General features: G+C 42.1%; 25 protein-coding genes, 1 pseudogene and 1 riboswitch. Of the genes and pseudogenes, 21 read left to right on the top strand and 5 right to left on the bottom strand.

Annotated features, from left to right (window positions below; translation table 11 throughout):
* Nucleotides 1–34: 34 nt before the first annotated feature.
* Together NSQ72_RS18500 and NSQ72_RS18495 are read right to left on the bottom strand one after the other, a co-directional pair.
* Nucleotides 35–1,018, bottom strand: coding sequence for a Gfo/Idh/MocA family protein (locus NSQ72_RS18500; RefSeq protein ID WP_059377475.1), 984 nt, complete (start codon nt 1,016–1,018; stop codon nt 35–37).
* Between the two features lie 130 nt (nt 1,019–1,148).
* Nucleotides 1,149–1,508: a MerR family transcriptional regulator gene (locus NSQ72_RS18495; protein WP_047203566.1), complete on the bottom strand. Its 360-nt coding sequence runs from the start codon at nt 1,506–1,508 to the stop codon at nt 1,149–1,151.
* A gap of 300 nt (nt 1,509–1,808) precedes the next feature.
* On the opposite strand from NSQ72_RS18495, the gene yidA reads away from it, so the two are divergent.
* Nucleotides 1,809–2,621, top strand: a complete 813-nt coding sequence (yidA, locus tag NSQ72_RS18490) for a sugar-phosphatase (RefSeq protein WP_341084920.1) — start codon at nt 1,809–1,811, stop codon at nt 2,619–2,621.
* Between the two features lie 37 nt (nt 2,622–2,658).
* On the opposite strand, the gene NSQ72_RS18485 is transcribed toward yidA, so the two are convergent.
* Nucleotides 2,659–3,666 (bottom strand): helix-turn-helix transcriptional regulator, encoded by a 1,008-nt coding sequence (locus NSQ72_RS18485; RefSeq protein ID WP_341084919.1) that lies wholly within the window; start codon nt 3,664–3,666, stop codon nt 2,659–2,661.
* A gap of 129 nt (nt 3,667–3,795) precedes the next feature.
* Between NSQ72_RS18485 and NSQ72_RS18480 the strand changes: the two genes are divergently transcribed.
* From NSQ72_RS18480 to NSQ72_RS18470, 3 genes are all read left to right on the top strand, one after another.
* Nucleotides 3,796–4,503 carry a class I SAM-dependent methyltransferase gene (locus NSQ72_RS18480; protein ID WP_341084918.1) on the top strand — a complete coding sequence of 236 codons (708 nt, stop codon included), beginning with the start codon at nt 3,796–3,798 and terminating at the stop codon, nt 4,501–4,503.
* Entirely contained in the window at nt 4,500–5,597 is a 1,098-nt protein-coding gene (locus NSQ72_RS18475; protein WP_341084916.1) for a saccharopine dehydrogenase family protein, read from the top strand. Before NSQ72_RS18480 ends, NSQ72_RS18475 begins: the two co-directional genes overlap by 4 nt.
* 96 nt (nt 5,598–5,693) lie before the next feature.
* On the top strand, nt 5,694–6,965 hold the full coding sequence (locus tag NSQ72_RS18470) for an MFS transporter (protein ID WP_341084915.1): 1,272 nt from the start codon (nt 5,694–5,696) through the stop codon (nt 6,963–6,965).
* A 167-nt stretch (nt 6,966–7,132) separates the two neighbouring features.
* Here NSQ72_RS18470 and NSQ72_RS18465 read toward each other — a convergent pair whose 3' ends face one another.
* Nucleotides 7,133–8,956, bottom strand: a complete 1,824-nt coding sequence (locus NSQ72_RS18465; RefSeq protein WP_341084914.1) for an acyltransferase family protein — start codon at nt 8,954–8,956, stop codon at nt 7,133–7,135.
* A 239-nt stretch (nt 8,957–9,195) separates the two neighbouring features.
* Between NSQ72_RS18465 and NSQ72_RS18460 the strand changes: the two genes are divergently transcribed.
* The 11 genes and pseudogenes from NSQ72_RS18460 (at nt 9,196) to NSQ72_RS18410 (ending at nt 19,511) form a co-directional block, all read left to right on the top strand.
* Nucleotides 9,196–10,071 carry an aldose 1-epimerase family protein gene (locus NSQ72_RS18460; protein ID WP_341084913.1) on the top strand — a complete coding sequence of 292 codons (876 nt, stop codon included), beginning with the start codon at nt 9,196–9,198 and terminating at the stop codon, nt 10,069–10,071.
* 60 nt (nt 10,072–10,131) lie between these two features.
* The gene (locus NSQ72_RS18455) at nt 10,132–11,076 is read left to right on the top strand and encodes a sugar-binding transcriptional regulator (RefSeq protein ID WP_341084912.1); all 945 of its coding nucleotides are present in this window, start codon (nt 10,132–10,134) and stop codon (nt 11,074–11,076) included.
* A gap of 84 nt (nt 11,077–11,160) precedes the next feature.
* A complete protein-coding gene (gene deoC / locus NSQ72_RS18450) occupies nt 11,161–11,832 on the top strand; it encodes a deoxyribose-phosphate aldolase (RefSeq protein WP_039182640.1) in 672 nt (223 codons plus the stop codon).
* A 166-nt stretch (nt 11,833–11,998) separates the two neighbouring features.
* A complete protein-coding gene (locus NSQ72_RS18445) occupies nt 11,999–13,180 on the top strand; it encodes a NupC/NupG family nucleoside CNT transporter (RefSeq protein ID WP_025093762.1) in 1,182 nt (393 codons plus the stop codon).
* 25 nt (nt 13,181–13,205) lie between these two features.
* Nucleotides 13,206–14,507: a pyrimidine-nucleoside phosphorylase gene (locus tag NSQ72_RS18440; protein WP_039182634.1), complete on the top strand. Its 1,302-nt coding sequence runs from the start codon at nt 13,206–13,208 to the stop codon at nt 14,505–14,507.
* 140 nt (nt 14,508–14,647) lie between these two features.
* Nucleotides 14,648–15,132, top strand: a pseudogene (locus NSQ72_RS18435) (MarR family winged helix-turn-helix transcriptional regulator).
* A 13-nt stretch (nt 15,133–15,145) separates the two neighbouring features.
* Nucleotides 15,146–15,784, top strand: coding sequence for a nitroreductase family protein (locus tag NSQ72_RS18430; RefSeq protein WP_126682515.1), 639 nt, complete (start codon nt 15,146–15,148; stop codon nt 15,782–15,784).
* A gap of 25 nt (nt 15,785–15,809) precedes the next feature.
* Nucleotides 15,810–16,103 carry a putative quinol monooxygenase gene (locus NSQ72_RS18425; RefSeq protein ID WP_039182626.1) on the top strand — a complete coding sequence of 98 codons (294 nt, stop codon included), beginning with the start codon at nt 15,810–15,812 and terminating at the stop codon, nt 16,101–16,103.
* Nucleotides 16,104–16,292: 189 nt separating this feature from the next.
* Nucleotides 16,293–18,674, top strand: coding sequence for an immune inhibitor A domain-containing protein (locus NSQ72_RS18420; RefSeq protein ID WP_341084911.1), 2,382 nt, complete (start codon nt 16,293–16,295; stop codon nt 18,672–18,674).
* Between the two features lie 205 nt (nt 18,675–18,879).
* A complete protein-coding gene (locus NSQ72_RS18415) occupies nt 18,880–19,134 on the top strand; it encodes an ORF6C domain-containing protein (RefSeq protein ID WP_039182618.1) in 255 nt (84 codons plus the stop codon).
* 5 nt (nt 19,135–19,139) lie between these two features.
* Nucleotides 19,140–19,511 (top strand): DUF1304 domain-containing protein, encoded by a 372-nt coding sequence (locus NSQ72_RS18410; protein ID WP_034281380.1) that lies wholly within the window; start codon nt 19,140–19,142, stop codon nt 19,509–19,511.
* A 34-nt stretch (nt 19,512–19,545) separates the two neighbouring features.
* On the opposite strand, the gene NSQ72_RS18405 is transcribed toward NSQ72_RS18410, so the two are convergent.
* Nucleotides 19,546–19,710 (bottom strand): hypothetical protein, encoded by a 165-nt coding sequence (locus tag NSQ72_RS18405; RefSeq protein ID WP_003214630.1) that lies wholly within the window; start codon nt 19,708–19,710, stop codon nt 19,546–19,548.
* Nucleotides 19,711–19,968: 258 nt separating this feature from the next.
* Between NSQ72_RS18405 and NSQ72_RS18400 the strand changes: the two genes are divergently transcribed.
* The 6 genes from NSQ72_RS18400 (at nt 19,969) to NSQ72_RS18375 (ending at nt 25,720) form a co-directional block, all read left to right on the top strand.
* Nucleotides 19,969–20,625 carry a type 1 glutamine amidotransferase domain-containing protein gene (locus tag NSQ72_RS18400; RefSeq protein ID WP_341084909.1) on the top strand — a complete coding sequence of 219 codons (657 nt, stop codon included), beginning with the start codon at nt 19,969–19,971 and terminating at the stop codon, nt 20,623–20,625.
* Nucleotides 20,626–20,765: 140 nt separating this feature from the next.
* Complete coding sequence (locus NSQ72_RS18395) at nt 20,766–21,893, top strand: hypothetical protein (RefSeq protein ID WP_341084908.1); 1,128 nt, start codon at nt 20,766–20,768, stop codon at nt 21,891–21,893.
* Between the two features lie 56 nt (nt 21,894–21,949).
* A riboswitch (TPP riboswitch) is annotated at nt 21,950–22,053 on the top strand.
* 87 nt (nt 22,054–22,140) lie between these two features.
* A complete protein-coding gene (tenA, locus tag NSQ72_RS18390) occupies nt 22,141–22,827 on the top strand; it encodes a thiaminase II (RefSeq protein WP_234107465.1) in 687 nt (228 codons plus the stop codon).
* Nucleotides 22,824–23,423 carry an ECF transporter S component gene (locus NSQ72_RS18385; RefSeq protein WP_025093768.1) on the top strand — a complete coding sequence of 200 codons (600 nt, stop codon included), beginning with the start codon at nt 22,824–22,826 and terminating at the stop codon, nt 23,421–23,423. The genes tenA and NSQ72_RS18385 overlap by 4 nt, the downstream gene beginning before the upstream one ends.
* Nucleotides 23,398–24,996 (top strand): ABC transporter ATP-binding protein, encoded by a 1,599-nt coding sequence (locus NSQ72_RS18380; RefSeq protein WP_341084906.1) that lies wholly within the window; start codon nt 23,398–23,400, stop codon nt 24,994–24,996. Before NSQ72_RS18385 ends, NSQ72_RS18380 begins: the two co-directional genes overlap by 26 nt.
* Entirely contained in the window at nt 24,986–25,720 is a 735-nt protein-coding gene (locus tag NSQ72_RS18375; protein ID WP_058838430.1) for an energy-coupling factor transporter transmembrane component T family protein, read from the top strand. Before NSQ72_RS18380 ends, NSQ72_RS18375 begins: the two co-directional genes overlap by 11 nt.
* The last annotated feature ends 48 nt before the right edge of the window (nt 25,721–25,768 follow it).

Raw genomic sequence — 25,768 nt, 5'->3', positions numbered from 1 at the left:
AAAAACCGCCCTCTCGTCGAAGGCGGTTTTTTCATTAAAATTGATCTGCTGGGAAAACAATACCTGCATCTTTTCTTGCAGCGTCAAGGACTTTCATCACGGAGAGACTTTCATCAAGCCATGCATAGCACTGTTCGTGATTTTCTGTCTCAATAATATGCTGGAAAGCTTCAGCCTCATAAAACAGACGGTTTGGATTCGTTTGTGCATTGAGTGAGACGACTCTGTCATCAACATGCAGCAGTACTTCCTCACATCCATTCGCCCCATTTTTCACATGAATGAAGCCTTTTTCTCCTTGAATCAATGCAAAGTTCATGCTGCTTGTATCCTTACTGCCCACACTTGTCGCAATAAAATCATTGTAAGTGAACGTCAAAACACCAGATGTGTCAATACCGTTTGGATGGCGGTTTGCCTGATATCGGACCTGCTCTGGTGATCCAAAGAGGTTCATGATGAAATGGACATTATAGATATTAATATCCATCAGCGCTCCTCCAGAGAACGCAGGGTTAAAGACATTTGGCGTTTCTCCGGCTAGCAGCTGATTATATTTGCTTGAATATTGACTATAGTTGCATTGAACCAGTTTGATTTTGCCTAATTGATGAAGATGCTTTTTGATTAAATGATAGTTTGGCATATGAACGGTCGTAATGGCTTCAAATAGGAGAAGCTGCTTTTCCTTTGCGAGAGCGATTAAGGCTTCCAGCTCTTTAACATTTGAGGTGAAAGGCTTTTCGCATATCACATGTTTTCCGTGTTTCAATGCAGCTGTTGCATGCTCGCTATGTAAACGATTCGGTGACGCTATGTAAACGGCTTCTACGTGAGGATCTTCTAGCATAGCGGTTAGATCCGTATAAGTTGTCTGCACCCCAAATTGGTCTGCGAGCTTCTTTGCTGTTTCTTCCTTTCTTGAATAGACAGCGCGACAAGAAGCACCTTCGAGCTGGTCAATCGCTTGCAGGAAGCCTTCCACAATGATACCTGTTCCAATGGTTGCGATGTTCATTCTCCAAAACCCCTTCCACTCGTTTAAGCTGTCTCTAGTATAACCGATGTTTTCATTGGACGTGTAATGAGATACCTGAGCGAAGGTGTGCCAGTGACCAAGACCGGCACACCTTTGGCAGCCCTTACAATCAGCTGATGTTTGCTAATGTTTGCTTTGTTAACAATTGAATAGCTGCCTTCCTTTTTTTTAACTCTAGAATAGAGTGTTGAATATCTTCGACTTTTTGCTCGAGCAGCTGTTCAGCTTCTGTTTTTGACTGTTTTTCGAAAAGTGATTTGATAATTTCACGAATTTCTTTAAGGGAGAAATCTAGCTTTCTCGCTTCGGTGATAAATGATAGCATGAGTACATATTTTTTATCATATAGACGATAGCCGTTATGCGCTCTTTTGGGCTCTGGGAGCACCCCTTCATTTTCGTAAAAACGAATGGTTTCAATATGTACTCCAGACATTTTTGACAATTTACCTCTCGTAAACGTAATCATTCCCTGCACCTCCTTTCTTTGCTATCCATCATACAATTAGATTTGCTAGTTTCAAAACATTCTATAGTGCTAAACAATTGTTCTAGTTACTTGTTGTAAATGGGGGATCAGCACGATGAATAGAATACGTTATAATAGAGTAGACTCATGTGATATTTGTTACATATGTGAACAAGTAGACAGCGTGAAGAAAAAACGATAGGCTAAAATAGGTAAATAGTAATGAAATAACCTGTCATCATGGGAATGGTGGCTCAAAATAGTGACAGCACGTTTTTGCTGAGAAAAGGGGACCAGTGAATGTATAAATTAGTCGCAATTGATATGGATGGTACGTTATTAAATGATCAACATATGGTGCCGGATGAAGTGTTTGAAGCCATTCAACAGGCAAAGGCAGAAGGAATTAAAATTGTTTTATGTACAGGCCGGCCAATTGGCGGGGTAAATCGCTATTTAGCTGATCTTCAGCTTGATCAAGAGGGAGATTATGTGATCGCCTATAATGGAGCGCTTGTTCAAAACAGCCATACAAATGAAGTGGTGTCAGAGCTGACATTATCCTATGCTGACTTAACTTCTTTATATGAATTGAGCCGTCAGCTGGATACACCGATGCATTATTTCGATTCGGCCAATTTATACACACCGAATCGCGATATTAGTGAATACACAGTGCATGAAGCCTACTTAACAAAGCTGCCGCTGAAATATATGCCTGTTGAAGAGGCAGATTCATCGATGAGACTTCCGAAAATGATGTATATTGATCAGCCAGAACGGTTGGAAAAAACGATACAAGCCATCCCGTCTGAAGTGAAGGAAAAGTATATGATGGTGAAAAGTACAGATTTCTTCCTTGAAATCCTGCATCCTGATGTGAGTAAGGGAAATGCTGTGAAGCTTCTAGCGAAGGAGCTGGGAATTCCTCGTGAAGAAGTCATGGCCATTGGTGACAACGGGAACGACATATCAATGGTAGAGTTTGCAGGCTGCGGTGTTGCTATGGGAAATGCCATTGATGATGTCAAAGCCGTAGCAGATGTTGTAACAAAATCTAATAATGAAGCCGGAGTAGCACATGTGCTGCATGAGCTGGTTTTAGGAAAATAAAAAGAGAGAGCGGTCTACCAGTGCGGTAGCCGCTTTTTTATATATTGGAGAAAAAGTAAACAAGCATACGTCTGCTGCTTAAATTCGTCTTTTGCAGCATGGCTTTCACATGATCATGAACGGTATGGGGTGAAATAAATAACGTGCTCGCAATTTCCTTTGTCGACTGGCCCTTTAATAAGCAGTCGAGGACGTTCATTTCTCTCTCTGTCAGTCTGTACGTTTTCGCCGCATAAGGAAGGATATCATTTGTTTGGGCTCGTTTGATGTGAATCATGACAGCCTCCTCCTGCCTGTCAGCCTGCGCTAATCGAAAGGCTTGAAGGGAGAGGAACAACCCCGTAGGCAATCTCGTCATGCTTGCCGGTGTTTGCTCAATACCGCCGTATAAAAGTTTTGCCCCTAATGCTCTAAACGGGCGTGGCATGACCGCCCTGTCATGGATTTGTTCAAAGGCTTGAAACGTCTGAAGCCAATGAAGACCTGTCTCATTTCCATAAAGAAGGTTGTAATCGTGCGAAAGAATAAGGAAGCCTTGTTGCTCCGCCGCCGCGTCTTCTTCAGTATCTCTTTTCTTGAAAAGTTCATCTCTTAGCTTGGCTGCGAGTCTGGGCGTTTGTTCGATGACCGCTTGGATATCTTTTTCTTGAAAAGGTTCCTTGTCCTTTAGACGATAGAGGCTGGCAATCCCCCAGCATTCCCCTTGAATCACAAGAGCTGCCCGCAATTCATCAGACCATCCTTTAGGTAACAAAATATTTTGATAGCGCTCACTGCTAAGGTATTCTCCGCTTTGGACTAGGCTCGCAGCATGAACAGGGCCTTTGGCTAGAAACTCATGCTGATGTACGTCCCTTTTTAAAAACTCATTTTGAAACAGCTGGTCATGAATTTCTTCAATCGGTTCATCTGTGAAGGAACCTGTCGAGAGGAGAGTGGCTGGATCAATGGTTGTGATACAGGCGGCATCAAAATCAAGGACGGCAGCAAGTTCGTCCCGAATGTGTTGTCTCAGCTGCTGAAAATGAGTGGCTGGATTGGTCACATGATCTCCTCCTCAAAAATCCCCACTTTTAGGGATCGTGTTTTCTGTTGTCTCTTTTTACAATAAAGATGTCATATCTTTAGTGTACAGGAAACGATGGAAAGCGGAAAGGAACTGGAGGAGAAGGACATGAAAGAAAACCAGCATTGGCACGATCCTGTTGCTGAGTCATATGCAGCGACGATTTCACATAAAGTACCCGGCTATCACCTTTTGCATGAGTTAACAGTAGATGTATTAGAAACTGAAATAAAGAAAGCGGGCTCTCGTATTCTAACTGTCGGAGCAGGTGGGGGCGAAGAGATCATCAACATGTTACAAAGAAAAGAAGACTGGCTCATCACAGGGGTCGATCCGTCACCTTCTATGCTGGACATGGCGAAACAGCGAGTTACACAGCTAGAAATGGAGGCGCGTGTCACATGGCATGAGACCTCATTAGATACGGTTTCAGCTGAACCTGTTTACGATGCAGCAGTGAGCTTGCTTGTCATTCATTTTATAGAAAAGCGCCAGCTCTTTTTAAACGAGGTTGCCCGCAGGCTTCAACCAGAAGCACCGTTTATGTTGGCATTTATACAAGGCGAGATGAAGTCCCATGCATTTCAACAGGAGCTTCACATGCTTTCTCTTTTCATGCAGCGGCAAGGCCTAGAAAAAGAGGTGTTTACGTCCTTTAAAAACAGGCTGGGACAGACGACACACCCTGTTCCCGAGGAAGAAATAAAAGCGCAATTAATCAAAGCAGGATTTGAAGACATCAGACCTTATTTTCAGGCAGGAATGATCAAAGGGCTTGTTTGCAAGCGGAATCGTAGAGAGGCGGATGAGAAATGAGAACACAGGTGATGGTGATAGGCGGCTATGGACATGTTGGACAGCAAATATGTCTTCAGCTAAGTGAAGTGTATCCCGGTCAAATTGTTGCAGCAGGCAGAAGCTATGAGAAGGCAGAGAAATTTTCACGTCAGACAAAAGGGAAGGTTCTTCCCTATCAACTTGATGTCAGTGAGCCGTTATTTTCGGACTGGATGGATCAAACAAAGCTGGTGATCATGTGCCTTGATCAAGAAGACCCGTCATTTGCTGAAACAGTTCTGCAGTCAGGTATTGATTATATAGATATCTCTGCGAAAGGGGCGTACATGGAACAGGTGGCAAAGCTGGATCAGCAGTACATCGGTGCAACGGCTTTACTCAGTGTTGGGCTTGCGCCTGGCCTTACGAATTTATTGGCAGCAAAAGCATCATCTATGCTCTCATCAGTGAATCAAATAGATATAGGGATTATGCTTGGATTGGGTGATCAGCATGGAAAAGCCGCCATTGAATGGACGCTTGACAATGTCCATACTGACTATGTGCTTACTGAGCATCATCAACGTAAAAAAGTCAAAAGCTTTACTGGAGGCAAGCGTATAGATTTTGGGGTGAAACTTGGAAAGAGGAAAGCCTATCAGTTCCCCTTCTCTGATCAGCAGACATTGCCTTTGACACTCAGCGTGCCTTCTGTGACGACAAGGCTTTGTTTTGATTCTCGCGCGGCAACGCGGGCATTTGCCTTCACAAGGAGTCTTGGAATGACGTCACTTCTCACTGTTCCGAAAATCAAGGGAAGAGCCATTTCCATGATTCAATCGGCTCAAATGGGAACAGATCAATATGCAGTGAAAGTGGAGGCGACAGGAATGGAGAGGAACAAGATTCATCAAGCAGCGCTTGGAATAAAAGGGCATGATGAGTCTCAAGCCACAGCTCAAGTCGCCTCTGCTGCAGCACTACATTTATTGAGCAGGCGGTTTCAGACAGGTGTGTTTCATATCGAACAATTATTTTCATTAGCGTATGAGAATGGAGAATTTGCGTTGGTGGATCAAAAAACAAAGGAAAAGCGTGTGTTAGCGCTGAAAGCCAGCCTTTTAACCGCATAAAAGAATACGAACATAGGGTGATTCAAATGGAGGGTTGTAGACGTGAATGATAAAAAGGTTACGTTTTGCAAATAAATTTCAAGTGGGTGTTTACAAGTGTTAAATACAGAACAAGATATCATTAAGAATTATATAGATTCACCCCAAAAATTGAAAAAATTATATAAACGAGTATTGTTCGTTGTTAGTTTATCGCAAATATTTGGAGGGGCTGGACTAGCCGCAGGGATTACGGTAGGTGCCCTTTTAGCTCAACAAATGCTTGAAACGGAAGCCTATGCAGGAGTGCCAATGGCTTTATTTACTTTGGGGTCGGCTTGGGCAGCTTTCATTGTAGGGAAACTTTCACAACGTTATGGACGACGCATCGGTTTATCGACAGGTTTTGTTGTTGGAGGGATCGGAGCAATTGGCGTTGTGATTGCAGCTATGATGAATAGTGTCATTTTATTATTTGCATCGCTCTTCATTTACGGTGCGGGAACAGCCACAAATTTACAAGCTCGTTATGCTGGGACTGACTTAGCGAACTCTAAACAACGTGCAACGGCCATTAGTATGACAATGGTCATGACAACATTTGGGGCTGTAGCAGGTCCGAATTTAGTTGAAATGATGGGTAAATTCGCCGTATCAATTGGTGTTCCATCACTTGCGGGTCCCTTTATTTTATCAGCCGCAGCATTTATTGTAGCAGGTCTTGTCCTTTTTATTCTGCTGCGTCCTGATCCGTTAGTTATTGCTCAAAGAATAGCAGCGTACAAAGCAAAACATGAGCATGGAAATCAACCAGATGCTGTTGATAAAACAATAGATAAAAAAGGGATTACAGTAGGTGCCACGGTTATGATCTTAACTCAAATTGTCATGGTTGCACTCATGACTATGACACCGGTACATATGCAGCATCATGGTTATGGATTAGCCGAAGTGGGAATTGTTATTGGTTTTCATATAGGTGCAATGTATCTTCCTTCACCTATCACGGGTGTACTTGTAGATAAATTAGGACGAACAACTATGAGCATAGCGTCGGGCATAACATTGTTACTTGCTGGTTTATTAGCAGCATTCGCACCAAGTGATTCAATGATTCTATTAATCATTGCTCTGTCTTTACTTGGATTGGGATGGAACTTTGGTTTAATTAGTGGTACTGCTCAAATAGTTGATTCTACAGAACCATCAACCCGGGCCAAAACCCAAGGAACACTCGATGTTTTTATTGCGTTAGCAGGTGCTGCTGGCGGTGCTCTTTCAGGAATGGTAGCTGCGAATACGAGTTATGCGACATTATCTTTAAGCGGAGGAATTTTATCTTTATTTCTCATACCTGTAATAGTTTGGTCCTTTAAAAGTAAAACATAATGCAGTTTCCGTGCTGCATAAGCTCCTGCAATCCATCACAAAAAAAGACATGACGCCCCATCATGGGAGAGCATGTCTTTTTTTCATCTTCCATAAAAATACGTTTTGCTTCATAGTAGAGCACCTGCACAAATTTCTTCACATTGACAAGCTGGATGCTAGTTTTTTTATGATGACGTCGACACATCCCCTTTTTTCTTGATGCTCGCTGTGATGAGCTGGGTCAATGTGTCAGAACCTTTTTTTGAAAGGTGAACACCATCGGGCTGGAAATAGGATGGCTGTCCACTAGCGGCTGAATGCCAATCAACCAAGGTGACATTTTGATCTTGATCTGCCACTCGCTGAATTACCGCATTCACATCATTTTCCCATGATCTCGGGACCCTCGTATTCACTAGGAAAATATGTGCCTTTGAAAAGTTTTGAATGAATGCTTTCAGCGTGTCCTCAGTAAAATAACCATTTGTGCCAAGTTCAATGATAACAGCGGCATCAGATTGATTAAATGATTTGTATTGAGGGGCGATGCTGATGGCTTCGTTCATCTGTCTGCCAACTTTCCCATCGATGGTGATCTGTTTATATGCTTTTTCAAGATTCGGCGCAATGTCTAACATGACAGAATCACCAATGGCAAGAATTTGGTGAAATTGTTTTTGATCAGCTGCTTTTTTCTCGTGCTTTTCTTTCTTTTTCTTCGTTTTTGATTCCGATGGTTCGGCTGTTTTTTTCGGTGCTGTCTTAATTTGCGTCACTTCCTTCACATGTGGGGAGGAAGTGGACGAGCTAGACATGCCAATGATAAATAAGATCAAAAGAGCTGCGGTGATTCCCAGGAACACCTTATTAGATGTAGACCATTGTTTGATGCCTTTTTTCCAAATAGACCAAGAGGCAAAATATTGTCTGAAGCCATGCTGGCGGATTGGCTGTTCGATGAAGCGATATGAAGCCTCAGCAACTAGTAAAATGGCGATGAACTGCAATGTGACACGCGCGATGGAAGGCTGTCCAATTTCAATGACCGGTGTGGTCAGTACGATAATGGGATAATGCCACAGGTAAATACCATAAGACCGCTTACCAAGCCAGACGAGCGGCTGAAAGGACAGCCATTTCCCGATAAGACTTGCAGGGTGGCAGACGCACGCAATTAAGATGGCTGCATTCAGACAGAATAAAAGCATGCCGCCCTGATAGAGAAAGGCATCGAAATCGTCCACTGCATAAATACAAAGTAGGAAAATCGCAAACGAACCGAACCCGGCAATATGTAAAATACGTCTGCCAACAGGAAGTAATTTCTTGCTGGATAGTCTTTGCATAGGCCACACAAATGCCAGACTGCATCCAATCAAGAGCGCAAATGCACGAGTATCTGTTCCATAATAAACCCTGCTTGGATCGGTATCTGGTGAATAAAGAATCGCCATCCATAGGGCGGAGACAAGTGCTAGGCCAAAGGTGATCATAGGCAGATGAGATCTGTTTTTTACCCATTTCAGCCCTGCAATCAACAGTATCGGCCAAATGATATAAAATTGCTCTTCAATTGCTAAAGACCACAAATTTTTCAGTGGAGATAGGGCATTGAAGCTATCAAAATATGAAAGCTCGTGAAAAATATACCACCAGTTACTGACATAAAAAAAGGACGATATGGCATCGCCACGAATGGACAATAATGCGTTTGAACCAGCAATCGCGCACCAGCTGACGGTTATAAAAATCATGATGTAAGCAGCTGGAAGAAGCCTCCTGATCCGTCCCATCCAAAATGGCAAAAGCTCTTGATAGCCTAAATCCTGCTTATGTAACAAGATCGTTGTAATCAAGTAACCAGAAATGACAAAAAATAAATCAACGCCAAGAAACCCGCCGCTTGCGGGTCCGATATGTAAGTGATAAGCAATGACTGCCAATACAGCAACGGCTCTTAGTCCATCTAATCCTAAAATATAACGAAAACGATTTTCCTTGCTGTTCATGAAAATGAATCCCCCATCAATGTCAAACGCTTCTTTTTGTTGTTCATTCAAAAGAGCAACGATTCTTTTATTTTATATAAGATTAGACGAATCAGCATTACATTTTGTTGGCGAATTTCTGTCTTTTTTTAAATTTTTTTCATAGGAAAAAAGAATTGGTGGGTGAAGAGATGTCGAATTTGATACTCAAAACCAAAATCCCTGTCATAATAAAAGAAGAAGGAAAGGGGATGTGTTGAATGAGAACGATCGAAAATGATCAGTTATTGGTTCAGATTCATGAAAAGGGAGCGGAAGTCAGGGAGGTGCTTGACAAGAAAAGCGGACGTCACTATATGTGGTCTGGTGATCCAGCTTATTGGGGCAGGGTGTCGCCTGTCTTGTTTCCGATTGTTGGGCGATTAATGAATGATCAATACAAGATTGGCGATCAAACCTTCAAGCTCACGCAGCATGGATTTTTGCGTGATGTCAATTTTGATTTATCTGAAGAAACGGAGCATACGGTGACCTTTCAATATGAATCAAGAGGCCGGCACATGAAGCAATACCCGTATGAATTTACAGCACGTATTCGTTATGAACTATTAGAAAATGGACTGAAGATTTCCTGGGAAATTGATCATGACGGAGATGATACGATGTATTTCTCCATTGGAGGGCACCCAGCATTTCGTGTTCCTCTTGTTGAAGGTGAGCAAGCAGCAGATTATTCACTCACATTGACACCTTCGACTGAACATCTCCCTGTGCAATATGAACTGCGGAATTCACTTGTCAGAGAGAAAAGAAAAGGCATTGAGATTGAGCCGATCCAGCTTCGGCCAGAGCTTTTTCAGCATGATGCGATGATCTTTAGCCATATCAATCGAGTGTCTTTGACTTCTAGGTCAGGTCACGGAGTTGAGGTCGATCTCACTGGTTTTCCGTTCGTGGGCATTTGGTCGCTTTATGACCAAGAAAAAGGAACGATGGCTCCTTTTGTTTGTATTGAGCCGTGGTATGGCATCGCCGATATGGAAGGGACGAATGGGCAGTATAAAGAGAAGTTTGGCATTCAAACGTTAGAACAGAATGAGACCTTTCATGCCACTTATACCGTTTTCTTCAAATGAACAATTGTGCATGAAGAGGTGAACGATTTGTTATGATAGAAGAGAAAAGGGGGCGTATGAATGGATCGAGAGAAACAACAGCTGAGTATTGAAGCGGCGAGGCTTTACTATTTGTCTGATTACAGCCAGCAGGAAATTGCCAAGCAGCTCAACTTGTCGAGACCGACTGTATCTCGGCTACTTCAATATGCGAAAGAGAAGGGATACGTCCAGATTACGGTGATGGATCCGTTTGAGGATTTAAACGAGCTTTCTTCATTGCTTAAGGAAAAATATGACCTGCTCGAAGCTCATGTGGTGTTTTCGCCAAAGGACGACTATCCAACTATCACTGATTATTTGAGCCGATTTGGTGCAGATTACTTGCAAGAGACGGTGAAAGACGGTGATATCGTTGGCGTGAGCTGGGGAACGACTATGTATCAAATTGCACAAAAGATGCAACCTAAACAGGTAAAAGGTGTAGAGGTTGTCCAGCTCAAGGGCGGAATCAGCCATTCTCATGTGAATACATATTCTGCGGAAACCATTCAGTTGTTTGCTGAGGCCTTTCAAACAGCACCGCGCTATTTGCCGCTTCCTGTTGTATTTGATAGTGCTGCTGTCAAGGAAATGGTTGAGCAGGACAGACACATTCAGCGAATTATTGAAATGGGGAAGCAGGCGAATATCGCTGTGTTTACTGTTGGAACGGTAAGAGATGAGGCACTTTTGTTTAGACTAGGTTATTTCCGTGAAGAAGAAAAAGCGCTCCTCAAGGCATCCAGTGTCGGAGACATTTGCTCGCGTTTTTATGATCAAGATGGACGCATTTGCAGTGAAGCCATTAACAATCGCACAATTGGTGTGGAGCTAGATGATTTAAGGACAAAAGAACAATCCATTCTTGTCGCTGGCGGTCATCGAAAGGTGGCTTCTATACACGGTGCACTAAGAGGAAAATATGCGAATGTATTGATCATCGATCAGCACACAGCGAGGGCTCTTTTAAATGTCACAAAATAGATGAACAAAATTTCATAACCATGTTTACAATTGTTCATCCGTCATATATGATGAAAGTATCATAATTAAAAGGAAGTGTGAAGCATGACGATAGCAAAGCTCATTGATCATACAGCACTAAAACCAGATACATCTAGAGCTGCAATTATGCAGTTACTTGAAGAAGCAAAGACTCATCAATTTGCATCTGTTTGCGTGAACCCAACTTGGGTATCTCTTGCATCGAAAGAACTAGCAGGAACAGGTGTTGATGTATGTACAGTCATCGGTTTCCCATTAGGCGCTAACACAACAGCGGTGAAAGCATTCGAAACAAAGGATGCGATTGAAAACGGTGCAACAGAAGTGGACATGGTCATCAATGTTGCCGCATTGAAAGACGGCGAATATGATGTGGTTGAACAAGATATTCGTGCAGTTGTAGACGCAGCAAAAGGCAAAGCATTAGTGAAAGTTATCATTGAAACATGTTTACTTACTGATGAGGAAAAAGTCAAAGCTTGTGAGCTTTCAGTGAAAGCGGGCGCTGATTTTGTGAAAACATCGACTGGATTTAGTACAGGCGGTGCAACAGCTGAGGACATCGCATTAATGCGTAAAACAGTAGGACCTGACATCGGTGTGAAAGCATCAGGCGGCGTGAGAACAAAAGAAGACGTTGAGGCAATGACAGCTGCAGGTGCTACCCGTATTGGCGCAAGTGCAGGCGTTTCCATTATCAAAGGGGATCAATCATCTCCTTCGAAAGACTATTAATTCATACGATCCTATGGTAGGATAACATTCATGACTCATAAATGATGAAAAAGTCATATGCGGAAGGACCTCTCTTCTGGGAATTTCTTCCGCGTTTTGTTTACGAAATAGGGTTTGTTCCATACAAGCGCATTAATGTAAACGAATTCATTCAAGGAGGAAAAACATGAAATACGTGATTGGTATCATCGGTTTGCTAGTGATTCTGGCCATTGCATGGCTGGCTAGTAATGGGAAAAAACGAGTGAAATTCCGTCCAGTAATTGTCATGATTGTACTGCAATTTATTTTAGGTTATATTCTGCTCAATACAGGTGTTGGAAACTTCCTAGTCGGAGGCTTTGCAAAAGGATTCCAAATGCTTCTAGGCTATGCCGGCGAAGGAATCAACTTTGTATTTGGCGGGTTAATGAATGATAAAGCGTCTACTTTCTTCATCAATGTTTTACTGCCGATCGTCTTTATCTCGGCGTTAATCGGTATCCTGCAGCATTGGCGTATTCTTCCGCTTATCGTACGTGGAATCGGATATTTGCTTAGTAAAGTAAACGGTATGGGAAAACTAGAATCTTACAACGCAGTAGCGTCTGCGATTTTAGGTCAATCAGAAGTCTTTATTTCTATTAAGAAACAACTTGGATTATTACCACAGCAGCGTCTTTATACATTATGTGCATCTGCAATGTCGACGGTTTCGATGTCGATTGTTGGTGCGTACATGCAAATGATTAAACCAGAGTACGTGGTTACAGCACTTGTGCTGAACCTATTTGGTGGATTTATTATCGCATCGATCATCAATCCATATGAAGTGTCTAAGGACGAAGACATGCTTGAAGTCGTCGAGGAAGAAAGACAATCCTTCTTCGAAATGCTTGGCGAATACATCATGGATGGTTTCAAAGTAGCGATTGTTGTTGCTGCAATGTTGATTGGATTCGTTGCATTAATTGCGATGATTAACGGTATCTTTACAGCAGTTATCGGTGTTTCTTTCCAAGATGTACTTGGATATGTCTTTGCTCCATTTGCGTTCCTTGTCGGTGTACCTTGGAGCGAAGCAGTACAAGCAGGAAGCATTATGGCGACCAAAATGGTATCGAACGAATTTGTGGCAATGCAAATTCTATCCGGTGATGCTTTCCAATTCAGTGCTCGTACAGAAGCGATTATTTCTGTATTCCTTGTATCATTTGCGAACTTCTCTTCTATCGGTATCATTGCTGGAGCAGTCAAAGGCTTAAACGAAAAGCAAGGGAACGTTGTCGCACGCTTTGGATTAAAGCTGTTATTCGGTGCAACTCTTGTCAGCTTCTTAACAGCAGGCGTTGTCGGTTTGATTTACTAATTTAAAAAAAGGAATGGTGAAAACAATGAGAATGGTAGATATCATTGCGAAAAAACGTGACGGAAAAGAATTATCTTCAGAGGAAATTTCTTTCTTTGTCAAAGGTTATACGGACGGAACAATTCCTGACTACCAAGCAAGTGCCTTGGCTATGGCAATTTTCTTCCAAGATATGACGGATCAAGAACGTGCAGATTTAACACTCGCTATGGCGAACTCAGGAGATACAATTGACCTGTCTGCTATTGAGGGTATTAAAGTAGACAAGCACTCAACAGGCGGTGTAGGTGATACAACTACGCTTGTACTCGCTCCTCTTGTTGCGGCACTAGATGTACCTGTTGCGAAAATGTCTGGGCGCGGCCTTGGGCATACAGGCGGTACAGTGGACAAGCTTGAAGCGGTCAAAGGCTTCCACGTAGAAATTACAAAAGACGAATTCATCGAGCTCGTGAACCGTCATAAAGTAGCGGTTATTGGTCAATCAGGCAACCTGACACCAGCTGATAAAAAGCTGTATGCTCTTCGTGATGTGACAGGAACTGTTAACTCAATTCCGCTTATTGCAAGCTCCATTATGAGTAAGAAAATTGCTGCTGGTGCAGATGCGATTGTACTCGATGTGAAAACAGGCGCAGGTGCTTTCATGAAAACACCAGAAGACTCAGAGAAGCTTGCAAAAGCCATGGTGCGCATCGGAAATAACGTAGGCAGACAAACGATGGCGGTCATCTCTGACATGTCCCAGCCGCTAGGATTAGCGATTGGAAATTCCCTTGAAGTGAAAGAAGCGATTGATACGCTTCGAGGCGAAGGTCCTGAAGACTTAAACGAGCTTGTGCTCACATTAGGAAGTCAAATGGTCGTTCTTGCGAAAAAAGCAGACACACTTGATGAAGCAAGAGAAAAGCTGATTGAAGTGATGAAAAACGGCAAAGCACTTGAGAAATTCAAGGAATTCTTAGAAAACCAAGGTGGAGACAGCTCCATTGTGGATCAGCCTGAAAAACTGCCGCAAGCACCTTACAAAATCGAAGTACCTGCAAAAGAATCAGGTGTCGTAGCTGAAATCGTCGCGGACGAAATCGGTGTTGCAGCGATGATTCTTGGAGCAGGACGCGCAACAAAAGAGGATGATATCGACCTATCTGTCGGCATCATGCTGAACAAAAAAGTGGGCGATCGTGTTGAAAAAGGAGATTCACTTGTGACTCTGCATGCGAATCGAGAAGATGTTGCAAATGTCATGGAGAAAATTTATGACAACATCCGCATCGCTGATCATGCCGATGCACCAACTTTGATCCACACGGTCATTACTGAATAAAGAAAAAGGACAAAAGTGATTCGTCGCTTTTGTCTTTTTTTATGCTCGTCTTTTTCTATTGAAATAAAAAAATTCACTTTATGAAACAAACCTCTTGCAATCATCAAACAATGGGTGTATATTAATTGACGAGTCAATGATTGATATATCAAGTAATTGATTTCTGAATAGAAAAGAGGGGATGGCATTGACTGCATTTTGCTCTGAAGAGGCAGAGGTATTATATCGTTTGCAGTGCGTGAACCGTATGATGGGCGTGAAGTTCGAAGCATGCACGGGCATCAGCCAATCAAGACTTGAGTTGTTATCGCTGTTATTCCAAGCCGATGAAATCAGCCAATCAGATTTGCAGAAAAAAGTAAATATTGATAGTGCAGCTGTGACGCGTCACTTAAAACAGTTAGAAACAAAAGGAATGGTCACACGCAGAAGAAAACCAGAAGACAATCGAGTCACACTTGTTCGCTTAACAGACGAAGGCAGAACAAGAATCGAAGCTTCTAAAATAGAAAAAGAACGATTTATCTCAGAAATGCTTGAAAACGTAAGTGAAGAAGAACGAAGGCTTCTCACTGATGTGCTCATCCGTATACAACAAAACATCGAAAAGATTCAAACAACCTAAAGGAGTGTTACACATGGCTACAACATTAAAAACAAACGATTTTATGGAAATTATGAAAGGGCGCCGCTCTATTCGTAACTATGATCCATCTGTGAAAATCAGCAAAGAAGAAATGACAGAGATTTTAGAAGAAGCAACAACTGCACCATCATCAGTGAATGCACAGCCTTGGCGCTTCATGGTGATTGACAGCCCAGAAGGAAAAGAAAAGCTTGCACCACTTGCAAAATTCAACCAAACACAAGTGTCAACATCAGCAGCTGTCATTGCAGTTTTTGCAGATATGAAAAACGATGAATACTTAGAAGAAATTTATTCAAAAGCAGTAGAGCATGGATACATGCCGCAAGAAGTGAAAGAAAGACAAATTGCTGCATTAACTGCACACTTTGAAGTTCTTCCAGAGCAAGTGAACCGCGAAACAATTTTAATTGACGGTGGGATTGTGTCTATGCAGCTTATGCTTGCTGCACGTGCACACGGTTATGATACAAATCCAATTGGCGGATATGATAAAGAAGTCATTGCTGAAACATTTGGCTGGGATAAAGAACGTTATGTACCAGTCATGCTGCTATCAATTGGGAAAGCAGCTGACGAAGGCTATGCATCTTACCGTTTACCGGTTGATCGTATTGCTGAGTGGAAATAATATCTTTTCAAAAGGAGACGATCAAATGATTATTATTCATGCAGGGATGACCATTCATCCAGAAAAAGAAAACGTATTTTTAGAAGAAATCAACGAATTAATGAAAGCTTCACAGGCTGAAGAAGGCAATGTTTCCTACAAGCTGTTCAAGGATACAGATAAGGAAAATACCTTTTTAATGGTAGAAGTGTGGAAAGATGACGCTGCTGTTCAAAGCCATAATGCAAGTGCTCATTTCCAGGCGTTCGTAGCGAAGGCAAAAGAATTCTTAGCCGCTCCACTTGACGTGGTTGCCTTTCAAGGCCAGCAGCTTTCATAGAAAAACAACAAACACCCTAGGCGGTTATCGCCTAGGGTTCTTTTATTTTCGACATATGGTTCCACCCATTTCATTCCCGTATTGTGCATTTTCCACAAAATTTCTGAAAATAAAATGTTTTTCGACTTAAGTATATTGGAATATGCTAGAATTAGATATTATTTATTACCAAAATAGGGAGGAACCAAAATGAAACAAGGGAAATGGACGAAAATTGCACTAACCGCTGTCCTAAGTTTAGGAACATTGACAGCTTTCAGCACCCCTCTATCTGCCCACACCACAGAAAAATCAACATCCTCTGATGGCGGTCATTATTCAGGTATTCCATTTGACTCAAGTGTCGTAAATGAAGACCGTCTCGTCAAAGCCTTGAAAAAACAAGGAAAGATCAAAAAGAATGCCAATGAGGCAGAAACCCAAAAAGCATTAAAGAACTATCTAAAGAAAAAAGAAGAATCGGCAATGAAACAAAGTGCCAGCACCTTAACAGAAGAGCCTGAATTCCTGAAAGAATACAAACAAGAGGTACATAACAAACTTGCAAAAAAGAAAAAGTTAAAGAAGCATAAAGGAAAAGAAGGCAATCAAGTAAAGCCGGTCAAAAAGGAAAAGTATAAAGGTGACGTCCGCAATGATAAGGTATTGGTTTTATTAGTAGATTTTAAAGATTATAAGCATAATAGTATCAAAAAAGAAGAGACTGATATGTATTATAACAAGTTTGATCAACAGCATTATCAAGATATGCTTTTCGGAAAAAATGGCTACATCGGTCCAGATGGGAAACGAAAAGTATCCATGAAGCAATATTATGAAAAGCAGTCCGGCGGCAGTTACACAGTCAGTGGAACAGTTGCAGGATGGTATACAGCGAAGCATGAAGCAGCTTATTACGGAGGGAACGTACCTGACGATTCAGGCAGTGACGGCAGACCGCGCGAATTGGTAAAAGAAGCACTCGAAGCAGCAGCAAAAGATCCAAATGTTGATCTTGGGGAGTATGATCAATGGGACCGCTATGATATTGATGGCGACGGTGTTTATAACGAGCCAGACGGCATCATTGACCATCTGATGGTCGTTCATGCGGGTGTAGGTGAAGAAGCAGGCGGCGGACAACTTGGCGCTGATGCGATTTGGTCACACCGCTGGTCACTTGGTGATGTATTTGAAATTCCCGATACTGAATCTGAAGTCGGACAAGGCGGGAAAATAGGCGCATTGGATTACACCATTGAGCCTGAAGATGGCGCAGCAGGTGTGTTTACACATGAATTCGGACATGATCTTGGTCTTCCTGACGAGTACGATACACAGTACACAGGCAACGGAGAGCCCGTTTCTTACTGGTCGATCATGTCAAGCGGAAGCTGGGCAGGTAAAGTTCCTGGCACGGAACCAACAGGCTTTAGCCCATATGCGAAAGAAATGCTTCAAAATCTGCATGGGGGCAACTGGCTTTCTGGACAAACCATCGATGGTAAAACATTAAAGAAAAGCAAAACCGTCTTAATTGATGAAGCAGCAACAAAAGGAACGAACCATGACGCCGTTCGAGTCGATTTACCAGATAAAGAGATTGTCGTTACGACACCTGCTCAAGGAAAATATTCGTACTTCAGCGGAACGGGTGACAATTTGAATGCAACCATGACGACAACAGGTATTGATTTGTCAAAAGGAAGCAAAGCAGAGCTGACATTTAAAGCATGGTACGATATTGAAGAAGATTATGATTATGCGTATGTCGAAGTGCGTGAAACAGGGACTGATCAATGGAAGACCATCGCGGGTAACATCACGAATGATCGAAATGAAGCAGGTGCAAACGAAGGCAATGGCATCGATGGAAAATCAGACGGCTGGGTAGATGCATCCTTTGACCTGTCTGCTTATGCAGGGAAGAAAATCGACCTGCAATTCCGTTACACAACCGATGCAGGCTATTCACTTCCAGGTTTATTTGTAGATGATCTGAACGTCAAAGCAGATGGAACGAACGTATGGTCAGATGATGCCGAGGATACATCTACTTTTACCTTTAATGGATTCTCAAAATCTAATGGAAAACAATATGCAGCACAATACTATTTACTAGAGTGGCGCTCTTATGCTGATGTCGATAAAGGCTTAAAGCATATTAAACGTGGTGCAAGTCTGATGAGCTATAATAACGGTTTGGTCGTGTGGTTAGTCGATCAATCATACAGTGATAACTGGGTTGGAAAGCATCCGGGGAACGGCTTCCTTGGCGTAGTAGATGCAGATCAGCAAGTATTAAAATGGAGTGACGGTTCCATTGCCGCCACAGGCTTCCAAGTACATGATGCAGCATTCTCTTTGAATCCAAGTACGAAGCTGAATATCGATTATACAGCAACAACGGGCTTAACTTTGCAAGATCGCTACATTCGCCCGACTCGTACATTTAGTGATAAAAAGAACTATGTGAATCCAAATAACCCAGATGCAGGACGCGATGTACCGAACTATGGATTATCCTTTAAAGTCGTTGGACAAAGTAAGGATCGTTCTGTTGGAAAGGTGTTAATTTCGAAAAGTAACTAAATAGAAAGCCGGATTCTACTATTGAATTCGGCTTTTTGATATGTGAGAAAAGGATTATAAAGACACGATTTGGTTTTTAATCGAATGTCTGTTCTTTTTTATTTTGATATCCGAATGAAACCATTATATAATAGAGCCTGGAAGGTTTTTCTTTCAACCATGATTCTTTTAGCTGTTAAAACAAAGGAAAGGATGAGCGTTACCAATGAGTTATGTCACTGCCAAGCAATTAAAGGTGATTCGAGGGACGATGCAGACTTTTTGCAGCCATTTGGAGTATGATGGTCATGGTAAGCTTCATATCAATACCATCATGGCTTTCATTAAAAAGGAATTCGGCGTGAGAAAAATGAAAGACATTCCACAAAGTCGCTTTACAGAAGCGCTAGAATTAATACAAGACTTTGATTTATACACGGACAAAATAGAGATTCGTGACCGTCTATCAGAAAGGAATTAACTAAATTGAATATTTTAGCAATGATTTTAGTAGGAATTGTCGCATTAGAACACATTGTCATCATGTTATTAGAAATGTTTTTTATGGAATCAAAGATGGCGAAGAGATCTTTTAAGCTGCCAGAACACTTGCAAAAAGATCCAAATGTCAAAGTGATGTTTGCTAATCAGGGGCTTTATAACGGGTTTTTAGCAGCAGGACTCATTTGGGGACTCATTCTTGGATCGAATACCGTTGGATATATGATTCAGCTATTTTTCATTCTTTGTGTCATCATCGCAGCAGTATTTGGCGGTGTAACATCCAATAAATCAATTATCATCAAACAAGGAGTACCAGCGCTTCTTGCATTAATTGCACTGATGCTGGCGATCTAATCTTAAATAAAGCCGCCCCTAGAAAGGGCGGCTTTTATCTTTTTCGAAGTCCCATCAAACGAATAATGGATGTCAGACAAAGGGCAACAGCAACGGCCAAAATGATTTTTCCGTACATGACCCCTGTTAGGTTCATTAAAAAGACGGCCAATATAATACAGAGCGTGATGATGATCATCACAATCGAATAGGTTTTCATCTCTTTTTCCACTCCTTTAAAAATCCCCTCATGTGACACGAGAGATCTGTCAATCTTTCCTCATATTATATCACTCAATGACAATTTTACATGAAATTCCCTACCAATAGAATGTGACATATTGATTAGATTTTGAGTCATACCATATTTTTTAGAAAATCGGGTATAACATAAAGAACTGACCCAAAGTCATATTGCTTGATATTTAATTGTGCAAAATATAAAATAACCACAGGATAAATCGAAAGGATGATCAAGATGAGTAAGAAAGTGTTATTAGTATCGACAAGCAGCCCAGAAATGAATGGACATCCAACAGGCTTATGGCTAGAAGAGTTAGCAGAGCCATTTCATATTTTTAAAGAAAATGAACTAGAAGTACAAATTGTCTCTATTCAAGGTGGCACTGTACCGATTGACAAAAATTCAATTCCTGAAGGTGTTCCAGCGCAATATCAAGATGTGTATGAACGACTTCAAGACACAAAGGCGCTTACAGATGTGAATCCAGCTGATTATGACGGCATTTTCTTTGCTGGGGGACACGGCCCTATGATCGACTTTGCGTCTAATCAATTGGTAGCGGATGCGATCTTAGCGGTTTCAGAGAAAAATGGTTCGATCGGAGCCGTTTGTCATGGTGTTTCAGCATTCGTTGATGTGAAGGACGAAAATGGCAAATCATTTATCGAAGGCAAAAAAATCACAGGCTTCACCAACGAAGAAGAGGAAGCCGTGCAGCTGACATCAAAGGTTCCATTTTTATTGGAAACAAAACTTCGTGAGCAGGGGGCAGCGTTTGAAAAAGGAGATGCCTTTGCGCCATTTGCTGTCGTTGACGGACAAATCATTACTGGACAAAACCCCGGATCAAGTGCAGAAACAGCACATTTGTTTGTCAAAACTATTGCATAAAACGATCAAAAACCAGCCGTTACTCATGCGGCTGGTTTTTTTGTTATAAAAATGTCCCAAAAAAGACCAAAACAATGATTGGAATAATGGTAAAATTATCACAGGGTAAAAAACCCAAATGAGGAAAAGGGGATGTTCCTGTGAGAGCATTTTATGTCAAAATCACTGCAGCTTTACTGTCTGTTTTACTCGTCGCAACAGGTTTGTTTTCACCAGCATTAAAAGCAGAAGAAGCACCAAAATCAAGTGGGAAACGATCACCACTGACAGAAAAAGCGATTCAGCAAGTGCAAGAGTCGTTTTTGAAGCAGGATGAAGGAACCGCTATCCAACAGAAGCAAGTGAAAAAATCATTTAAAGTGAATAAGAAGAAAGGAATCAGTATCAAACGAAAAGCTGCTAAAGATGGCAAAATGCGCACGTCTGCCGTTCGCTCCATTGATGGACTAGCCATAAATCAATCGGCTGTCTTAACAGAGGACGACCCAGTTGATTTATGGTTTTTAAGCACATCTTCACCTCAGGCACTCATCAGCCGGATTACCTCTTCAAACCCTGATTATTTCGTTCAATTGTTTGTTGTTGATTATGAAACAGGACAAGCCTACCCAACGGATCTTATTCAACCGGCAGGCAGTCTGATTGCGTTAAGCAATTTACCAGCGGGTGATTATGCGTTTGGTATTACCAGCGGTGGAGACTTTGGAGACTCATATACATTACAGGTGAATGCCAAAAACCCACCAAATTTCACAGGTGCTGAATCCCTGTCATCAACATTGCAATACTTTGTCGCTACGTATGCCAATGGGGATGTTTTCGCAAATGGTACAAAAGTATATAACAAACAATCTAATACCGCCGATTATAAATGGGAGCGTGTATTTTACTTCTCATATGATGGAAAATATGAACAGAGAACTCATTCTGTTGACAGTGTGAAGGTGAAAAGTATTTCGGCACCAGTGTCGTACTCTGCTCCATACGCAAGTTCCTCAGAGGCCATTCTCGTCTACTTAGATGTGGAGACTTTATTTATGTATCATGAATCATCGTTTGCTAGCGGGCAGTACTACCATAGTAGCTTTGTTGATACACTTGGGAAGACGACACCAAGACGCTTAGATATTGATGATATGACAAATTACGGTGATCATATTTTAGCTGTAGATTTAAAAACAGGAAAGCCGATCGATTTCTTCAGTGTGTTGAATTTCTACTATGCTGCAGGGATCGAGAAACTGCCAACAATCAGAACGTTGAATTAAGAAAGGCGGTTGACATCAAATCGCCACATGTGTAGAGTAAAGATAATTAAATGACAAAAGTCCACTAGGGGAGTCATGTATGACTGAGACAAGAGAAAATCTTGGACCCTTTGAACCTGATCTAGTTCGTACTAGCGGAGGGAAGTGGAGCTGGACCTTGTCTTATTCATGATTGAATCGATAAGAAGGCCGCTCCATTTGGGGTGGCTTTTTCATTTATTCAACTGAAGAAGAGGAGGCTTTTTTTATGACATTTTCTACACAATTAAGGAAAGAAGCAGAACCGTTATTTGAAGCCATTTATCAGCATCCGTTCGTCAGAGGCCTGGCAGCAGGAAAGCTGGAAAAGGAACAGATCATTCATTATGTCAAACAGGATGCAGAATACTTACAAGCATTCATTAAAATTTATGCAGCAGCGCTCAGCAGATGTACAGACAGAGAGGATATTACGTTTTTTCATCAGCAGATTGCGTTTGTACTAGATAGTGAAACGCACCCCCATCAAAACCTCTGCCGAGTGGCAGGAGTAGCATATGATGAGCTCCAAGGTGCTTCTTTGGCTCCGAGTGCTCATCACTATATTCATCACATGCTGCAAGTCGCACAGGAAGGTACGCTGGGTGAAATCATCGCTGTCCTGCTACCATGTCCTTGGACATATTGGGAAATAGGGAAACGAATGCTCACAGATGTGCAGCCAGACCCGTCACACCCGTTTTATGAATGGATCACGTTTTATGGAGGGTTAACCGATTCTGTCACAGGTGAGCTTTGCAAGCGGCTCGATCAATTGGCGGAAGCAGCAAGTGAGAAGGAAAAGGAAAAAATGAAACAGCATTTTATCTTAAGTTGCCAGCTCGAATACAAGTTTTGGGAAATGGCCTTTACTGTTGAAGAGTGGCCAGTTCAACTGGAGGTGCATTCATCATGACATGGAAGATGAAAGAAGTCGTCCTTGCTGTGATTTTATCCGTTGCGTGCGGTGTGATCTATTTAGGGTGGTCCACACTTTACTTACCGATTACAGCACTTGTTGGCCCAGCAGGAGGCAATATCATGTTTGGAATATGGGTCATTGCTAGTCCAATCGTTGCGTATATCATTCAAAAGCCGGGGGCTGCCCTGATTGCGGAAACAGCTGCCGCGGCTGTGGAATTATTGACAGGAAGCCACTTCGGACTTTCAGCTTTGCTGATTGGTGTATGCCAAGGGCTTGGGGCAGAAATCGCCTTCGCTCTTTTTGGGTATAAACGATACCGCATGTGGACACTGATGCTGTCTGGTGCCTTTGCCGCTATCGGAGCGATGGCGTACAGTCTCGTGGCAAATGGCTTTGGTTATTACACGCCTCAAGTTTTACTTATGACCCTTGTGACTCAAATTATTAGTGGAATGATACTTGGCGGCTGCCTTGCGAAAGTGGTGGTGGACGCACTATCCAAAACAGGTGTACTGAATCAATATGCCATTATGAAAGAAAAACGAAACAAAGGTGAACAGCATGAATTCATTTCTCGCGTGCAATGATCTGACTGTCCGTTTTTATGAACAGCCTAAGCCTGTTTTAAATCAAATCTCCCTGACGATTCAAAAAGGGGAAAAGGTGCTTATTTTAGGGCCGAGCGGAAGCGGGAAATCCACGCTCATTTCGGTTCTGGCTGGAATCATTCCAGAGCATGTGGAAGCAGACATGCAGGGTGAAGTGGTGTTACAAAGACATACAGGCGTCATGTTTCAAGATCCAGACTCTCAGTTTTGTATGCACCGCGTCAATGAAGAAATTGCCTTTAGCTTAGAGAACCGTTCCGTCCCTCGGGAAGAGATGGATGATATCATTCAGCAGCTCATGCAAAAAGTCCAACTGAATGTCGATCCGCATTCAGAGATTCACACTTTATCTGGCGGCATGAAGCAGCGATTGGCACTTGCTTGTTTACTAGCTTTACAGCCGGATGTTCTATTCTTTGATGAACCAACCGCACAGCTTGACCCAGCAGGTAGAATGGACATATTTCAACTGCTGCAGCAGCTTGCAGCCGATCAGCAGCAAACCATGATTTTTGTAGAGCATGTGCTTGACGGAGTCATTGAATGGATGGATCGGGTGATTTTATTAGATGATCAAGGCAGCATTTTAGCAGATGGAGCTCCAAAAGATGTGCTCGTGACATATGAGGAAGAAATGAAAGAGGCAGGAATTTGGCGGCCAAAATTATTTCCCGAGAAATGGTCCACGATTATTCAAGATCCATTTCATCCACTGAGTCAAACCTTTATGCAAACCTATGAAGCAAGAAAAGCGAAGCATGAAAAAGTGCCGTCAATCGAACGAGAGACAATGATTCGTACAGAAAATCTTCAATTAAGCTACGGGAAAAAAAGGATTATGAGTAACCTTCAGCTTGATATCAAAGCAGGAGAATGGGTGGCGGTTATTGGAGAAAATGGAAGCGGAAAAAGTACGTGTCTCAAACATTTGATCCGCTTAGAGCCAGCTAAAAAAGGTCATATTTTCTTAAAAGAAACAGACCTTAAAAAATGGTCTGACCGACTACTCTATGAAAAAGCAGGCTTTGTGTTTCAAAATCCGGAGCTTCAATTTATACAAGACACAGTATTCGATGAAATCGCCTTTGGCGGCAGACAGCGAAACTGGCCAGAATCAGTCGTACAAGAAAAAACGGCCCAGCTGCTGAAAGAGTTCGGTTTAGAGAAGCATGCAAAAGCACATCCCTTCACCTTAAGTTTAGGGCAAAAAAGAAGATTGAGTGTTGCCACGATGCTCCTTTTTGATCAAGATGTATTGCTGTTAGATGAACCGACTTTCGGTCAGGATGAAAAAACAGCGAAGGAATTAATGAGGCGTTTAAAAGAACGGCAGCGCCAAGGCACGACCATTGTGATGGTTACACATGATATGGAGCTTGTCGATGAATGTGCCGATCAAGTGCTTCTTTTTCATCAAGGCAAGCATGTATATGATGGTCTCCCTTATGATCTATTTTCAAATCAGGAACTTGTCGATGCTTATCAGCTGAGAGCTCCCTTACATTATCGCTATGTGGCAGAAAGAAAGGATGTGCTGACAATTGCAAAGTAATCATTCCTTTCTTTCTACTGTGAATCCAGTCATGAAATTACTCGCTCACCTGCTTGCGATGGGCTGCCTCATGGCGATATCTGATCCTAAAACAACCTTTATCATCTGGCTGTTTGCTCTTGGCATTGGACTTGTTTTAGGTGGATGGAATATGAAGTATCTCATCACAAGGCTTGTCCCTTATCTGCTCTTTTTTATTCTCGTCTTTTGGATGATGGCGGCATTCGGCAAGGGGGATCATACTGTTTGGAAGTGGGCGTGGTTTCATATCACGGAGGAGAGTTTAAGAAATGGTCTCACCATCGCTTTCAGAATGCTTGGATTTGTGACATTTGGTCTCCTTTTTACGTCCACAACCGATTTGACGGCATTTATGATGAGTCTGATTCACCAATGCCGAATGTCCCCAAAATGGGCGTATGGAATGCTTGCCGGCTTCCGGTTTATTCCGTTATTTCAAAGTGAATTAAAACAAATGAAAGCTGCACATAAAATCAGAGGCTACAAGCAAAAAAACAGCTGGAAAGCCTTTATGCGTTATGCATTACCCCTTTTTACACAAGGTGTACGAAAATCAGAGCGCTTAGCGATTGCGATGGAAGCCAGGGGCTTCACAGGGACGAGAGAGCGAACGTATTATCATATCATCAGCACCTCATGGATTGACTACATGTATCTTTTTCTCATCGGTATCAGTGTCTTTATGTGCATTTACTTTTTTTAAAAAACACCCACATTCACTAGATAGAATGTGGGCTTTTTATATGTCTTA

The sequence above is a fragment of the Bacillus sp. FSL R5-0659 genome (assembly GCF_038008785.1).
GTDB lineage: Bacteria > Bacillota > Bacilli > Bacillales > Bacillaceae > Bacillus > Bacillus safensis.
This window is presented reverse-complemented; position numbering and strand designations above follow the sequence as displayed.